Origin of the sequence: Priestia sp. HNGD-A6, from assembly GCF_045784335.1 — a bacterium.
Lineage (GTDB): Bacteria > Bacillota > Bacilli > Bacillales > Bacillaceae_H > Priestia > Priestia zanthoxyli.
Genome location: NZ_CP138621.1, coordinates 1,442,080 through 1,457,547, shown reverse-complemented (window position 1 = coordinate 1,457,547; position 15,468 = coordinate 1,442,080). Strand labels below are relative to the sequence as shown.

14 protein-coding genes are annotated in these 15,468 nt (G+C 38.5%); 9 read left to right on the top strand and 5 right to left on the bottom strand.

The window, feature by feature from the left end:
• Positions 1-7 precede the first annotated feature (7 nt).
• Positions 8-1,813, top strand: coding sequence for an ABC transporter ATP-binding protein (locus SCI76_RS07425; RefSeq protein WP_028414114.1), 1,806 nt, complete (start codon positions 8-10; stop codon positions 1,811-1,813).
• A 149-nt stretch (positions 1,814-1,962) separates the two neighbouring features.
• Complete coding sequence (locus SCI76_RS07420) at positions 1,963-2,625, top strand: TrkA family potassium uptake protein (protein ID WP_028414113.1); 663 nt, start codon at positions 1,963-1,965, stop codon at positions 2,623-2,625.
• Between the two features lie 42 nt (positions 2,626-2,667).
• On the opposite strand, the gene rnjA is transcribed toward SCI76_RS07420, so the two are convergent.
• The gene (gene rnjA, locus SCI76_RS07415; RefSeq protein WP_013056048.1) at positions 2,668-4,335 is read right to left on the bottom strand and encodes a ribonuclease J1; all 1,668 of its coding nucleotides are present in this window, start codon (positions 4,333-4,335) and stop codon (positions 2,668-2,670) included.
• Positions 4,336-4,340: 5 nt separating this feature from the next.
• Positions 4,341-4,550, bottom strand: a complete 210-nt coding sequence (locus tag SCI76_RS07410; protein ID WP_013056049.1) for a DNA-dependent RNA polymerase subunit epsilon — start codon at positions 4,548-4,550, stop codon at positions 4,341-4,343.
• A 548-nt stretch (positions 4,551-5,098) separates the two neighbouring features.
• On the opposite strand from SCI76_RS07410, the gene SCI76_RS07405 reads away from it, so the two are divergent.
• Positions 5,099-5,881, top strand: coding sequence for a Cof-type HAD-IIB family hydrolase (locus tag SCI76_RS07405; RefSeq protein WP_407545113.1), 783 nt, complete (start codon positions 5,099-5,101; stop codon positions 5,879-5,881).
• Between the two features lie 29 nt (positions 5,882-5,910).
• Here the strand turns inward: SCI76_RS07405 and def are convergent, their stop codons facing one another.
• A complete protein-coding gene (gene def / locus SCI76_RS07400) occupies positions 5,911-6,465 on the bottom strand; it encodes a peptide deformylase (protein ID WP_028414111.1) in 555 nt (184 codons plus the stop codon).
• 174 nt (positions 6,466-6,639) lie between these two features.
• Positions 6,640-6,750, bottom strand: a complete 111-nt coding sequence (locus SCI76_RS07395) for a YjcZ family sporulation protein (RefSeq protein ID WP_016763434.1) — start codon at positions 6,748-6,750, stop codon at positions 6,640-6,642.
• Between the two features lie 169 nt (positions 6,751-6,919).
• Here SCI76_RS07395 and SCI76_RS07390 point away from each other — a divergent pair, with 169 nt between their 5' ends.
• The 6 genes from SCI76_RS07390 to SCI76_RS07365 all read left to right on the top strand — a co-directional run bounded on the left by SCI76_RS07390 (position 6,920) and on the right by SCI76_RS07365 (position 13,572).
• Positions 6,920-7,585 (top strand): YkyA family protein, encoded by a 666-nt coding sequence (locus SCI76_RS07390; RefSeq protein ID WP_028407940.1) that lies wholly within the window; start codon positions 6,920-6,922, stop codon positions 7,583-7,585.
• 581 nt (positions 7,586-8,166) lie between these two features.
• Positions 8,167-9,282, top strand: coding sequence for a pyruvate dehydrogenase (acetyl-transferring) E1 component subunit alpha (gene pdhA, locus SCI76_RS07385; protein WP_013056054.1), 1,116 nt, complete (start codon positions 8,167-8,169; stop codon positions 9,280-9,282).
• 3 nt (positions 9,283-9,285) lie between these two features.
• Positions 9,286-10,263 (top strand): alpha-ketoacid dehydrogenase subunit beta, encoded by a 978-nt coding sequence (locus SCI76_RS07380; RefSeq protein WP_013056055.1) that lies wholly within the window; start codon positions 9,286-9,288, stop codon positions 10,261-10,263.
• Between the two features lie 102 nt (positions 10,264-10,365).
• Positions 10,366-11,667 carry a dihydrolipoamide acetyltransferase family protein gene (locus SCI76_RS07375; protein ID WP_028414110.1) on the top strand — a complete coding sequence of 434 codons (1,302 nt, stop codon included), beginning with the start codon at positions 10,366-10,368 and terminating at the stop codon, positions 11,665-11,667.
• A 3-nt stretch (positions 11,668-11,670) separates the two neighbouring features.
• A complete protein-coding gene (gene lpdA, locus SCI76_RS07370) occupies positions 11,671-13,083 on the top strand; it encodes a dihydrolipoyl dehydrogenase (RefSeq protein WP_013082295.1) in 1,413 nt (470 codons plus the stop codon).
• 246 nt (positions 13,084-13,329) lie between these two features.
• On the top strand, positions 13,330-13,572 hold the full coding sequence (locus SCI76_RS07365) for a hypothetical protein (RefSeq protein WP_033578408.1): 243 nt from the start codon (positions 13,330-13,332) through the stop codon (positions 13,570-13,572).
• Between the two features lie 49 nt (positions 13,573-13,621).
• On the opposite strand, the gene SCI76_RS07360 is transcribed toward SCI76_RS07365, so the two are convergent.
• Complete coding sequence (locus SCI76_RS07360; RefSeq protein WP_407545112.1) at positions 13,622-15,142, bottom strand: BCCT family transporter; 1,521 nt, start codon at positions 15,140-15,142, stop codon at positions 13,622-13,624.
• Positions 15,143-15,468: the final 326 nt, after the last annotated feature.

The window sequence follows — 15,468 nt, the reverse complement described above, 5'->3', positions numbered from 1 at the left end:
GAATAGAATGGCAGGCGAAAAAAATAAAGTTGTGCGAGAGCGCTTTTATTATCAAACAGATCAAATCATTGATAAGACGTTTAACTGGAAGCAAATGGCCCGCTTGTTTCGTTATCTTCATCCATATCGAAAAAACTTGCTTCCTTTCTCGTTTCTTATGGTCATTATCACGACGGTCATTAGACTCGCTATTCCTATTTTGATAGGTGTCTATACGCTTGATCATGCTGTAAAAGATAAGAATAGCACGCTGCTCATGCAGTTAGTTTTCATCATTTTTAGCTTGTATATCCTATCTTATATTGCGAATGTCTTTCGGATTAAATGGATGAATCAACTCGGGCAGCACGTGATATATGATTTAAGAAAACATTTATTTACGCATGTTCAAGGGCTGTCGCACCGGTTTTTTGATACGCGTTCAGGAGGCTCTATTCTTGTAAGGATTATGAATGATATTAACTCTCTTCAAGATTTATTTACCAACGGGGTAGTTAACCTATTTATGGACCTCTTATTGTTAGTGGGAATTGTGGTTATATTATTTTCTCTCAGTCCTGCTTTGACATGTGCTGTTTTAGTCATTTTACCGATTATGTTTTTGATTTCTACAAAGCTGAGAAGAAGAATCCGCCGGTCATGGCAAGTTGTTCGTATGAAGCAGTCAGTATTAAATTCACATTTAAATGAGAGTATTCAAGGCATTCGCGTTACTCAATCATTTGCTCAAGAACAAGAAAATATGCTGTTTTTTGATCGCATAAACAGTGAAAATTACGAGAGCTGGAGGCAAGCTACTCGAAAAAATGCCATGTTTCGACCGTTTGTAGAACTCACAAATGCTGTCGGAACGGCCATTTTAATTTGGTTCGGTGCTGCACTTATTCAAGATGAGCGGCTAACAATTGGTATTTTTGTATCATTTGCTTTTTATCTCGGGATGTTTTGGGAACCGATTTCTCGTTTAGGGCAAGTGTACAATCAATTATTAATGGGAATGGCTTCATCCGAGCGCATTTTTGAATTTCTAGATGAAAAACCTCTCGTCGCAGATTTGGAAACCGCTACGTCTTTAGAGAATATGAAGGGGAAAGTTGAGTTCAAGCACGTCTCATTTTCTTATGATGGGAAGCGTAAAGCTCTAAACAACGTATCAATTGAAATAAAAGAAGGACAGACGGTTGCTTTAGTGGGGCATACTGGATCTGGAAAAACGTCCATTGCTAATTTAATCACACGTTTTTATGATGTGAACAAAGGGCAGATTTTAATTGATAATATGCCTATTCAAGATATTACGTTAGCGAGTTTACGAGCACAAATTAGTATTGTGCTGCAAGAAACCTTTATTTTTTCAGGAACCATCACGGAGAATATTCGGTTTGGAAAACCGGATGCTACCGATGATGAAGTGATTAAGGCCGCAGAAGCGGTAGGGGCTGCAGATTTTATAAAGCGTCTGAAAAAAGGCTATGATACGGAAGTAGAAGAGCGAGGAAACGTTTTATCGGTGGGAGAGCGTCAATTGATTTCATTTGCTCGAACGCTGTTGGCTGATCCTCGTATTATCATTTTAGATGAAGCGACAGCAAGCATCGATACAGAAACAGAAGTGAAGATTCAACAAGCGCTTAAAACGCTGTTAAATAACAGAACGGCCATCATGATTGCTCATCGGCTATCGACTATACGAGAAGCAGATAACATCATTGTGTTAGACCACGGAAGCATTATTGAAACAGGCAATCACGGGGAACTTATGCAGCAAAAAGGCGTATATTATTACCTTGTTCAAACCCATGCTACAGCTTAAAAAACAGAAGGAGCTGATCCTTCTGTTTTTCTATGAGAAATAGTAAAGACATATAAGCGTTGTTAACGGGAAAATGAGGTTGATACAAAAGAATTGTGGTAAAATAACGGTAGTTCAGATTTTTTCCTGTACATAATGGAGGAATTCAAATGAAAAAAGAATTTGCAGTCATCGGATTAGGTAGATTTGGTGGAAGTATTTGTAAAACATTAAGCGATCAAGGAATGGAAGTTCTGGCGATTGACATTGATGAAGAAAAGGTAAATGAGTATGCTAACGTTGCTTCGCATGCAGTAGTAGGCGATTCAATGGATGAAGGGGTTCTAAAAAGTTTAGGAATTCGTAATTTTGATCACGTTATCGTAGCTATTGGCGACAATATTCAGGCAAGTATTTTGACGACCCTTATACTAAAAGAGCTGGGCGTTGAAAAAATAACGGTAAAAGCGCAAAATGATTATCATGCCAAAGTATTATCAAAAATTGGCGCCAATTTTATCGTGCATCCCGAACGAGATATGGGACGAAGAATTGCCAATAACATGATTTCAAACAGCGTGCTGGATTATTTGGAGCTATCTGAAGAACACAGCATTGTCGAATTAGTAGCAAGCAAAAGAATGGCTGGCAATACGCTGATTGAGTTAGACATTCGTGCGAAATATGGTATTAACATTGTAGCCATTAAGCGTGATCGAGATATCATCGTTTCTCCTCAGGCGTCCGAAACGATACAAGAAGGAGACGTGTTAATTGTTATTGGAGCAGACGCAGATATCAACCGCTTCGAAAATAAATTTGCCAGTTCCTAATAAAAAAGAGCAGATGCAATTGCATCTGCTCTTTTTCTTTTATTAAACCTCCATAATGATTGGTAAAATCATTGGACGGCGCTTTGTTTTTTCGTAAAGGAATGGAGCCAATGTGTCTGTGATTTCATTTTTAATCTCAGACCATTGTGACGTACGACGTTCCATCACTTTGTTCAAGTGTTTTGTAATGAGGGACTGTGCATCATTAATTAAGTCGCCAGATTCGCGCATATAAACAAAACCACGAGAGATAATGTCTGGACCAGCAGCGATCTTGAAGTCTTTCATATTGATGCTTACAACGACAATAACAAGTCCTTCTTCAGATAAAATACGGCGGTCACGAAGTACGATATTTCCAATGTCACCAATTCCGCTTCCGTCAATATATACAGAGCCTGAAGGGATTTTTCCTGCTACTGAAGCTTCACTGTCGCTTAAAGCTAGCACCTCTCCATTATCCATAATGAAGCAGTTTTCTTCAGGAACTCCACAGTCTGTTGCAAGTTTGATGTGCATCTTCTGCATGCGATACTCACCGTGAATTGGCATAAAGTATTTTGGTTTCATCAAACGAAGCATTAATTTTTGCTCTTCCTGTCCGCCGTGTCCAGAAGTATGAATATCGTTTAGAGCACCGTGAATAACCTCTGCTCCTGCACGGAATAGCATATCAATTGTTTTGCTAACACTTACTGTATTTCCTGGAATAGGTGAAGATGAGAATACAACCGTATCTCCAGGAATAATTTGAATTTGGCGGTGAGTACCATTTGCAATTCTAGATAGCGCTGCCATCGGTTCACCTTGGCTGCCTGTACATAAAATAGTCACGCGGTTAGCTGGAATTCGGTTAATTTGAGAAGGCTCAATGAACGTATCTTTTGGACATGAAATATATCCAAGCTGTTGGCCAATCTCAATAGCTGCTTCCATACTGCGTCCGAATACAGCAACTTTGCGGTTATGCAATACGGCTGCTTCCACTACTTGCTGTAAGCGGTGAATATTTGAAGCAAACGTTGCAAAAATAATACGGCCGTCTACTTTACGGAAAATGTCATGAATGCTGTCACCTACGCGGCGCTCAGACATCGTAAAGTTAGGAATTTCACTGTTTGTACTGTCTGAAAGCAAGCATAGAACGCCTTCTTTACCGATTTCAGCCATTTTTGTTAAGTTAGCCGGTTCGCCCACTGGTGTAAAATCAAACTTGAAATCTCCTGTATGTACGATTTGTCCGTTTGGTGTTTTTACCACAATTCCGTAAGAATCAGGAATACTGTGAGTTGTGCGGAAGAACGTTACCGATGTTTTACGGAATTTAATTACGTCATCTTCAGTAATTTCATGAAGCTGAGCTGTACGAAGCAACCCGTGCTCGTCTAATTTGTTGCGAAGAAGTCCAAGGGCTAATTTCCCTGCATAAATAGGAATGTTTAATTCTCTTAATAAGTAAGGAATTCCGCCGATGTGATCTTCATGACCATGTGTAACGAAAAGGCCACGGATTTTATCTGCATTTTTTACTAAATAACTGTAGTCAGGAATAACGTAGTCAATTCCTAAAAGCTCATCTTCAGGGAATTTAATTCCTGCATCAATAAGAATAATTTCATCTTGAAACTGTACGGCATACGTATTTTTACCGATTTCGCCTAGTCCACCCAGGGCGAAAACTGCCGTTTGATTATTTTTTACAAATTTCATTTTCATCATATCTCCAATACTTTAAAATCTTCATGCTGTTGTTCATATTCTAGATAGTCTCCAGTCACTGCTTGAACAAACTCAATATTAATTGAACGCGCTTTTAACTTTTTACGAACGTCACGCTCAGAATCTGCGTTCACATACACTGTTTTTGTATTTTCACGTACAGCTACTTCACTCATTTTTTCTTGAAAATAAACTTTAAAAATCATAACAAAAATCTCTCCTTAATTCCGAAATTCAAATAACTTATTTTATTATATTATAAAATGTGTATGTATTTCATGTATTTTCTAAAGAAACTTGCTTTCACTACATTTTAGTCATCTAAATATAACAAGTCAATTAATTATAGAATAATATTAATAGGAAACGGATACAAGACTATATTTTCCGGGCGTATAAAAAATAAGGGCTATTCCATTGTACGATGCAGACACACACTCTGCAAATTTTACAACAGAAAGCCCTAAAAAAATCGATTATGCCATCGTTTTTTTACGCAATAATTCATTCCAGCGTTTTAGCAGCCTTTTTCGAAAATCTTTTAACATGATTTTTCAGCTCCTTTGTTTTTTGCAATACCTGCCTGTCTCTCTCTGTACTTTTATTATATGATGAAAAGGGAGAGGTTTCTCGTGGTTAAATATGGAAAAATTGTAAATAGGGGCGTCCATTTATAGAGAAATCAGTACTTGTTTGATATAATTGGAAAGGCTTAACAAAGAGATAAAAAATTATAAAAAATAAGGTGATAAACGTGGAACGAAAGATTATTTTTTTTGATATTGATGGAACGTTGTTGGATCATGATAAAAAACTGCCTACTTCTACAAAAAAAGCTGTCCAGCTGTTAAAAGAGCAGGGGCATGAAGTGGCAATTGCAACTGGAAGGGCTCCTTTTATGTTTAAAGATCTGCGTGAAGAGTTGGATATTCAAACATATATTAGCTTTAATGGTCAGTACATTGTCTTAAATGGAGAAGTTCTTTACAAAAACCCGTTAAATAAAGAAGAGCTTCAGGATTTAACAGCTTTTGCTGTTGAGCATGATCACCCTGTCGTATACATGGATCATGAAGATATGAAATCAAACATTGAATTTCATGACTATATCGAATCCAGCATCAGCACGCTGAAAATTGGATTTACCCACCCTCACCATGATCCTGCTTATTTCAAAGGGCGTGAAATTTATCAATCCCTCTTATTCTGCACAGCGGGAGAAGAAGCTCCTTATGAAGAAACATTTAAGAAATTTGATTTTATTCGCTGGCATGAATTTTCAACTGATATTCTGCCAAAAGGTGGATCAAAAGCGCGAGGGATTGAGACCATGATCGAAAAACTTGGCTTTGACAAAAAAGATGTATATGCATTCGGAGACGGCTTAAACGATATCGAAATGCTTGAATTTGTCGGAAATGGCGTAGCGATGGGAAATGCGGAAGAAGTCGTGAAAGAAGTGGCTGATCTTGTTACAAAAGATGTAGCAGAAGATGGCATTCTCCACGGATTAGAGCTAGTGGGATTATTAAAATAAGAAAAAACGCGAGCTCTGGCTCGCGTTTTTTAGCGTTCGTATGGAAAAGCATTTTCAGGTTCTTGAAATGGATGTTCTTTATTAATGTAATCATAAAACATAATTCCGTCTAAATGATCAATTTCGTGCTGAAATACGACAGCAGGAAGGCCTTTCAAACGAATCTTTACTTCTTCGCCTTCAAGCGTTGTGCCTTTTACTGTGATGCGTGCATATCGAGGAACAAATCCTGGGATATCTTGATCGACAGACAAGCAGCCTTCGCCGCCTGTAAGATATGTCTTTTCAACGGAGTGGCTAATGATCTTAGGGTTAAATAATGCATAGCTGTATAGCTTACCTTTTTCATCCGTAACGTGTACCCCAATCATTCGTTTTGATACATTAATTTGAGGAGCGGCAAGTCCGATACCAGATCGCAGTCCATATTTAGCAGCAATTTCAGGGTCTTGGCTGTTTTTCACATATTCTAATAAGCTATGTAAAATCTTTTTGTCTTCTTCAGAAGCAGGTAACGGTACTTCTTTTGCTACTTCTCGCAGCGTTGGGTGTCCGTCTTGGATAATATCGTTCATTGTAATCAACTTTCACATCTCCCTAGGCTATTTTATAGGTATAAAGTGTACCAAATCCGTATAAAAAAGTCATTACCTCGACCTTGACCACATAAATGTTTCTACTAATTATATGTATCAAACATTTGGAAAAACATGCATAAGAAAAAATAAAAGCGGCAGTTAGCCGCTTTTATTGTATAATTACCAGCCGCCACAGCTGCAGCCGATAATAACTAATAAAATGAACAGTACGATTAATAACACGAAACCTTTATTAGAACCGCCGCAGCCATATCCACCATAACCCAACATAATGTAACCTCCCGTAGTTATCAATCCCAAGGTAAAAAGTAATAAGCTCCCTTTTTTTCACGATTGGGTTAGTATAATATATTAAAAGGTGGAAAAAGGGTGTAGATAAATTGCTAATTTCCTACAAAAATTGTATAATGACCCATGAATAAGGGAGGATTTACCAAATATGAAATGCGTCGGAAGATATATAGTTATTGGCATTGCTGCTATGTCACTAGCAGGCTGTGCAGAGGGCTCATCGCCTGAACTTGAGGTATATAATGGATTAGAAAAAGTGGTAGCACAAGAAAAGCAATTTGCTGATCAGCAAAAACCGTTAGCTGATTTAGAACAGCAAGAAAATGCGATATACGACCAAATTATTGAGCTAGGGATTAAAGATAAAAAGAAAATAAAAAATAAAGCACAAAAAGCGCAGCAGTTATTAGATGAGCGTGAAAATAAATTACAAAAAGAAGAAAAAAGCATCAGCGCTTCGCAAAAACAGTTTGAAGCGACAGAGCCAAAGATCCAAAAGCTAGAGGACGGCAAAGCAAAAGAAGAGGCGCTTGAACTATCTTCGTTAATGAAGAAGCGTTATAAGGCCTACCAGTCCTTACATGATGCCTATCTTCATTCCATTGAATTAGATCGTCAGCTATATACGCTCTTTGAAAAAGACAATGTGAAATTAGAGAATCTTGAAACACAAATCGCTTCGATCAATGCTACTTATAAAGAAGTTGAAAAGAAAAAAGAAACGTTTAACACACTAACAGCTGACTATAACAAAGCCAAAGAAGATTTTTATAACAAAACGAAGTTAAAGGTGAAAAATAGCGAGGATAAATAAGAAGACCTGTGAAGTTTACAGGTCTTTTTTTTTGGCTGAAAAGGAAGGTTTTCTGAAATAAAGAAAGAGTTTCGACACGATTCAAGTAAAAATTACAAAAGGTTATTGTTTTAAAAAATCGTTTATTTGTGGCAAGATAGGAGATGTGCAGACGTAAAAAAAGAGAAGGTTATTATAAAACATATAATACAGTTTGTATCTGTGTAATAGTACAGCATGTCTTTTTTATGTGTTTTATTTCACAAACTAAAAAAGCGTAATTTCTTGATGTAAATGCATTGACGAACTGTTTTAGTGTATTGTAAACTAGGTAGCGTAGTAAGTGTTGTATTAATCATTTTTGCAAAATAATTAATACAGTTTAACGAAACGCTCGTTTCGCTTAAACTTTCCTTTTACGTAAATGTTTGCACAGGATTCGCTGGGGAATACATAGGAATGTTAAGGATTAGCGAATTCAAAAAGCTACTCGACAAAATATGACTTTTACTTGTCCATTTGGGACATTCTAAAAGCGTGTATGTTTGTTTGATTAGTAAAATGAATTTATACGGCTTAAATGAAAGGAAGAGGTGACTTAGATGGCTGCTAAAACTAAAAAGGCTATTATTGATGTATCAAAGCAACTTGATAAAATCGCTGAGCAGTACCAAACGTTCCAAATTCTTAATGAAGAGGGCGAAGTAGTAAATAAATCAGCGTTGCCAGATTTATCTGACGAAAAATTAAAAGAGTTAATGACTCGCATGGTATACACTCGTATTCTTGATCAACGTTCAATTTCATTGAACCGTCAAGGTCGTTTAGGTTTCTATGCACCAACTGCTGGGCAAGAAGCTTCTCAAATCGCTTCACATTTCGCATTAGAAAAAGAAGACTTCATTTTACCTGGGTACCGTGATGTGCCTCAGTTAATTTGGCATGGTCTTCCACTATATCAAGCGTTCTTATTCTCTCGTGGTCATTTCCACGGTAACCAAGCGCCAGAAGGTGTAGATGTACTTTCTCCACAAATCATCATCGGTGCACAAATCGTGCAAACTGCTGGTGTGGCACTAGGTCTTAAAAAGCGCGGTAAAAAAGCAGTAGCGATCACTTATACAGGTGACGGCGGAGCTTCACAAGGTGACTTCTACGAAGGTATGAACTTCGCAGGTGCATTCAAAGCTCCAGCAATCTTTGTTGTACAAAACAACCGCTTTGCAATTTCAACACCAGTTGAAAAGCAATCTGCAGCACGTACAATCGCTCAAAAAGCAGCGGCTGTTGGTATCCCAGGCGTTCAAGTAGACGGTATGGATGCACTAGCAGTATACGTTGCAGTAAGCGAAGCTCGTGAGCGTGCAGTAAACGGTGAAGGTCCAACTTTAATTGAAACATTAACTTACCGTTATGGTCCACATACAATGGCTGGTGACGATCCAACTCGTTATCGTACAGCTGAGCTTGACACTGAGTGGGAAAAGAAAGATCCACTTGTTCGCTTCCGTAAATTCTTAGAAGCTAAAGGCATCTGGAATGAAGAAGAAGAAAACAAAGTAATCGAGCAAGCTAAAGAAGATATCAAACAAGCTATTAAGAAGGCTGACGATTATCCAAAACAAAAAGTTACAGATTTAATGGAAATCATGTACGAAACTATGCCTTCAAACTTACAAGAGCAATATGAAATCTACAAAGAGAAGGAGTCGAAGTAAGCCATGGCGCAAATGACAATGATTCAAGCGATTACTGATGCGTTACGCACAGAAATGAAAAACGACGAAAACGTATTAGTTTTTGGTGAAGACGTTGGCGTAAACGGTGGAGTATTCCGTGCGACTGAAGGTCTTCAACAAGAATTCGGCGAAGATCGCGTATTCGATACGCCATTAGCTGAATCTGGTATCGGTGGTCTTGCTGTGGGTCTATCGACTCAAGGTTTCCGTCCGGTTCCTGAAATTCAATTCTTTGGTTTCGTATACGAAGTACTTGATTCTGTATCAGGTCAAGCTGCACGTATGCGCTACCGTTCTGGCGGTCGCTGGAATGCACCAATCACATTCCGTTCACCATTTGGTGGAGGCGTTCATACACCAGAACTTCACGCTGATAGCTTAGAAGGTATCGTAGCATCTCAACCTGGTCTAAAAGTTGTAATTCCTTCAACTCCATACGATGCAAAAGGTCTTTTAATTTCATCAATCCGTGATAACGATCCGGTTGTATACTTAGAGCACATGAAGCTTTACCGTTCATTCCGTCAAGAAGTACCTGAAGAATCATACACTATTGACTTAGGTACAGCTGATGTGAAACGTGAAGGTACAGACGTAACGCTTATCGCTTACGGTGCAATGGTACACTCATCATTAAAAGCAGCTGAAGAACTAGAAAAAGAAGGTATCTCTGCTGAAGTAGTGGACTTACGTACAGTTCAACCTTTAGATATCGATACAATTCTTGCATCAGTTGAAAAAACTGGTCGCGTAGTAGTAGTTCAAGAAGCTCAAAAACAAGCTGGTATCGCAGCTAACGTTGTAGCTGAAATTAACGATCGTGCAATCTTAAGCTTAGAAGCACCAGTATTACGTGTAACAGCACCGGATACTGTGTTCCCATTCTCTCAAGCTGAGGGCGTATGGTTACCAGACCACAAAGACATCGTTGAAACAGCTAAGAAAGTACTTGAATTTTAATTAGCATTTTACTGTGATAGAAATCAGCTTTGTGCTGATTTCTGTCTTAGATAAAATAAACACTAACAAATTGAACGCAACTAACTAGGAGGGTGAAGACACGTGGCATTTGAATTTAAACTGCCGGATATCGGTGAAGGTATCCACGAAGGTGAAATTGTAAAATGGTTCGTAAAAGCTGGAGATGAAATTGATGAGGATGATGTACTAGCAGAAGTACAAAATGACAAAGCTGTTGTTGAAATCCCATCTCCTGTAAAAGGTAAAGTATTAGAAGTAAAAGTTGACGAAGGTACAGTAGCTACTGTAGGACAAGTTATCGTTACTTTTGATGCTCCTGGATACGAAGACTTAAAATTCAAAGGTGACGATCATGATGATGCACCAGCAGAAGAAGCTAAAGAAGAAGCTTCAACTGAAGAAGTGACTGAAGAAGCAACAGCTCCTGCAGCACAAGCTGATGTTGATCCTAACCGTAAAGTAATTGCTATGCCTTCAGTGCGCAAATATGCTCGTGAAAAAGGTATAGACATTAAAGCTGTTCCTGGTTCAGGTAAAAACGGACGTATTGTTAAAGATGACATCGATAGCTTCTTATCTGGTGGTTCTACAGCTACAGCAACTGCTGAAGCTCCAGCTAAAGAGGAAACTGCTTCAGCTGAACCAAAAGCAGCTGCAGCACAAGCTATTCCTGAAGGCGACTTACCAGAAACTCGCGAGAAAATGAGCGGTATCCGTCGTGCAATCGCAAAAGCTATGGTTAACTCTAAACACACTGCTCCACACGTAACATTAATGGATGAAATCGATGTAACAGCTCTTGTTGCTCATCGTAAAAAATTCAAAACAGTTGCAGCAGATCAAGGTATTAAATTGACATTCTTACCTTACGTGGTAAAAGCGTTAACTTCAGCACTTAAGAAGTTCCCAGCTCTTAACACTTCAATTGATGATTCTACAGATGAAGTAATTCAAAAACATTACTACAACATCGGTATCGCTGCTGACACTGAAAAAGGTCTTTTAGTACCAGTTGTGAAAAATGCTGATCGTAAATCTGTATTCGAAATTTCGGATCAAATTAACGACCTTGCTGGAAAAGCACGTGATGGTAAATTAGCTCCTGCTGAAATGAAAGGCGCTTCTTGTACAATCACAAACATCGGTTCTGCTGGTGGACAGTGGTTTACTCCAGTTATCAACCACCCAGAAGTTGCAATTCTAGGTATCGGACGTATCGCTGAAAAACCAGTTGTACGCGACGGTGAAATTGTAATTGCTCCAGTATTAGCATTATCACTAAGCTTTGACCACCGTATTATCGATGGCGCAACAGCTCAAAACGCTCTTAACCAAATCAAGCGTTTATTAAATGATCCAGAATTATTATTAATGGAGGCGTAATAAATGGTAGTAGGAGATTTCCCAATCGAAACTGATACTCTTGTCATTGGTGCTGGCCCTGGTGGCTACGTTGCAGCAATTCGTGCAGCTCAATTAGGTCAAAAAGTTACAATCGTAGAAAAAGGTAATCTTGGAGGCGTATGCTTAAACGTTGGTTGTATTCCTTCAAAAGCATTAATCGCTGCAGGTCACCGTTTCGAACATGCTAAACATTCTGAAGACATGGGGATTATCGCTGAGAACGTAACAGTTGATTTCTCTAAAGTTCAAGAATTCAAAAACGGCGTTGTAAACAAACTTACTGGCGGTGTTGAAGGCCTTCTTAAAGGTAACAAAGTTGACATCGTAAAAGGTGAAGCTTACTTCGTTGACAGCGAAACTGTACGTGTAATGGATGAAAATTCAGCACAAACGTACAAATTCAAAAATGCAATCCTTGCAACTGGTTCTCGTCCAATCGAGATCCCTGGATTCAAATTCTCTGAGCGCGTAATCAACTCTACAGGTGCATTAGCGCTTAAAGAAGTTCCTAAAAAATTAGTTGTAATCGGCGGAGGTTACATCGGTACTGAGCTTGGTACTGCTTTTGCTAACTTCGGTACAGAAGTTACATTTGTAGAAGCTGCTGATGAAATTCTAGCTGGTTTTGAAAAACAAATGAGCTCTCTTGTTAAACGTAACCTTAAGAAAAAAGGAAACGTTGAAATCTATACAAAAGCAATGGCTAAAGGTGTTGAAGAAACTGCTGACGGCGTACAAGTTACGTTTGAAGTAGGCGGAGAGTCAAAAGTAATCGATGCTGACTACGTATTAGTTACTGTAGGTCGCCGACCTAACACTGATGAGCTTGGTCTTGAGCAAGTTGGCGTTAAAATGACTGACCGTGGTCTTATCGAAATCGATAACCAAACTCGTACATCTGTAAGCAACATCTTTGCAATTGGTGATATCGTAACTGGACCACCACTTGCACACAAAGCTTCTTACGAAGGTAAAATCGCAGCTGAAGTAATCGCTGGCGAACCTGCTGAAATTGACTACTTAGGAATTCCAGCAGTTGTATTCTCTGAGCCTGAGCTTGCATCTGTAGGTTATACTGAAGCACAAGCGAAAGAAGAAGGATTAGCTGTTAAAGCTTCTAAATTCCCATTCGCTGCTAACGGACGTGCGCTTGCACTTAACGCTGCAGAAGGCTTCTTGAAGCTTATCACTCGTAAAGAAGACGGAGTAGTTGTTGGTGCTCAAATCGCTGGACCTAGCGCATCTGACATGATCGCTGAACTTGGTCTTGCTATCGAAGCTGGCGTAACAGCTGAAGATATCGCATTAACAATTCACGCTCACCCAACATTAGGTGAAATCACAATGGAAGCTGCTGAAGTAGCTATTGGAAGCCCAATTCACATTGTAAAATAATTTTTTTAAAAAGCTGATGCATATGCATCAGCTTTTTTTTGAAAAAAACGGTTTTCATAAAGTATCAGATGCTTGTCAGACAGTTTTTGTTGCTGATGAGTATTCCTTTGGGAGAAACGTGTAAAAAGCGCTGAGACAGTCTTAAATGAGCTCTAGATGCATACATATGAAGTGGGACGTGCTTTGCTTATAGTTGGATACAAAATTGCTTCTTTGAATAACGAATGAAAAGGCGGCGAAGGAGCTATGAAGACATATTTCGTTTGGAGCTTGCACATTGTTATTTGGATGGGGTATTCACTGGTTGAATTATTATCAAAACGTGATCAATTGACATCTAAAATTATTTTATTTTTAGTATTTGCTTATTTAGCTTACGGTATAGCAGAAATGAACGTCAAATCTAAAAGACTGGCGCTTATGATGACGGGCACAACGTCAGCTATCTGCTTGACATGTTATCAACTAATTTTATTTTGCACGGCATAAGAGTGCATAAAAAAAGCGTTAGCTTATATAAGCTAACGCTTTTTTTGTCTTACACAGATTTGTTTTCTCTTTTTAACGCGCCTTCTTCTTTAAATGCTTTCATTAATGAGAAGACCGTTAGCACCAGCACAATTGAGAATGGAAGTGCTGCTATAATCGCAGCTGTTTGGAGCGCATCCAAACCACCTGTCCAAAGCAGAATGATTGCTGTTAACGATTGAATTAAGCCCCACGTAAGCTTAATAGAGCCTGAAGGATTTAGATCACCGTTTGTTGTCTGCATTCCTAAAACAAATGTAGCTGAGTCAGCTGATGTAATGAAGAATGTAGCAATTAAACAAATAGCAACAATGGACATGAACGTACCAAATGGAAACTGTTCAAGTACGTAGAATAAAGCAACTTCTGTTCCTTTATTATTGATAACATCCATAACAGGAAGATCCTTAAAAAAGTCTAAATAAACCCCAGAACCTCCGAATACAGCAAACCATAATCCGCCAAATACGGTCGGAACAGCTAGTACACCAATTAAAAATTCTCGAATGGTTCTACCTCGTGAAATACGAGCAATAAACGTACCAACGAACGGTGCCCAGGCGATCCACCATGCCCAGTAGAAAATTGTCCAATCTCGAACCCAGGTGCTGTTATCAAACGGGCTCAATCGAAAACTCATCGACGGCAAGTTTTGAATGTAGCTGCCAATTGTTGTAACGAATAAGTCCATAATAAAGTTGGTTGGACCTGCAAATAACAAGAATAGCATTAACAGAATAGCTAAAACAATATTAAGGTTACTCAAATACTTAATACCTTTGTTCAGACCTGTCTGTGCTGACAGCATGAACAAGAACGTTACGATAATAATAACAATTAATTGAGTCGTGAAATTATTATCAATACTTGGCGATAAGTAAGAGGCTCCACCAGTAATTTGAATAGCGCCAAGTCCTAGAGATGTTGCTACCCCAAAGACAGTTGCAAATACGGCGATGACGTTTATGACCGTTCCAAGAGGTCCATCCACACGTTTTCCTAGTAGTGGACGTAAAATATTACTGATGATGAACGGGTAACCTTTTCTAAATTGAAAGTATGCAAGGGCAAGTGCAAGAACGGAATAAATAGCCCAAGGATGTAAACCCCAGTGGAAAAACGAATAACGTAGAGCTGCACGAGCTGATTCTGCTGTACCGCCTTCACCAGAAGGTGGAGTATGAAAATGATTGATTGGTTCTGAGACACCCCAAAATACAAGACCAATTCCCATACCAGCACTAAATAACATGGCAAACCATGAGACATAACCATACTGAGGTTTTTCGTCAGGCTTCCCTAGTTTGATGTTTCCGTACTTCGAAAAAATTAAGTACAGCGTAAAAACTAAGAATAATGTAGCTGCTAGTAAGTAATACCAGCCAAATTTCTCGATGATAAAACTATGTATTGCCGACGTGACAGGTGTAAGCCCCGCGCTTCCTAGCACAGATTCGGGAATAACACCCCATACGATAAATACTGCAGCAATAATAACCGAAATGATAAAAACGGGAGTCAGTTTTTTCATCGATTAACACTCCTTTCCTATTCTATTTTACATAACATAGTGTTTCATATAGCCTTTTCAGCTATACATGAAACCACATGGTTATACATTCTAGTAAAGTTTGTATGAAATGTCTACCCTATTGGTAAGAAAAAAAGGCAAGATCTCAAATTCTTATTTTTCGTAATTATTTTAAAGTGCCGAAATAGATATAAAATTAGACATAGTTTTTTTATATAAATAGAGATGATGCTAAGGGGTCAGTTTTTTAAAAACAAATATAACATTTATGAGAAAAATATTTTTAATGTGACATACTAATTAGTTGTTGACATATTTAATGTGAC

Coding starts and splice junctions, on each gene's coding strand:
- SCI76_RS07395 (WP_016763434.1), bottom strand. CDS start 6,750: ATGTTGGGTTATGGTGGATATGGCTGCGGCGGTTCTAATAAAGGTTTC.
- SCI76_RS07420 (WP_028414113.1), top strand. CDS start 1,963: ATGAAAAAAGAATTTGCAGTCATCGGATTAGGTAGATTTGGTGGAAGT.
- SCI76_RS07410 (WP_013056049.1), bottom strand. CDS start 4,550: ATGATTTTTAAAGTTTATTTTCAAGAAAAAATGAGTGAAGTAGCTGTA.
- lpdA (WP_013082295.1), top strand. CDS start 11,671: ATGGTAGTAGGAGATTTCCCAATCGAAACTGATACTCTTGTCATTGGT.
- SCI76_RS07365 (WP_033578408.1), top strand. CDS start 13,330: ATGAAGACATATTTCGTTTGGAGCTTGCACATTGTTATTTGGATGGGG.
- SCI76_RS07380 (WP_013056055.1), top strand. CDS start 9,286: ATGGCGCAAATGACAATGATTCAAGCGATTACTGATGCGTTACGCACA.
- SCI76_RS07425 (WP_028414114.1), top strand. CDS start 8: ATGGCAGGCGAAAAAAATAAAGTTGTGCGAGAGCGCTTTTATTATCAA.
- SCI76_RS07360 (WP_407545112.1), bottom strand. CDS start 15,142: ATGAAAAAACTGACTCCCGTTTTTATCATTTCGGTTATTATTGCTGCA.
- pdhA (WP_013056054.1), top strand. CDS start 8,167: ATGGCTGCTAAAACTAAAAAGGCTATTATTGATGTATCAAAGCAACTT.
- rnjA (WP_013056048.1), bottom strand. CDS start 4,335: ATGAAATTTGTAAAAAATAATCAAACGGCAGTTTTCGCCCTGGGTGGA.
- SCI76_RS07390 (WP_028407940.1), top strand. CDS start 6,920: ATGAAATGCGTCGGAAGATATATAGTTATTGGCATTGCTGCTATGTCA.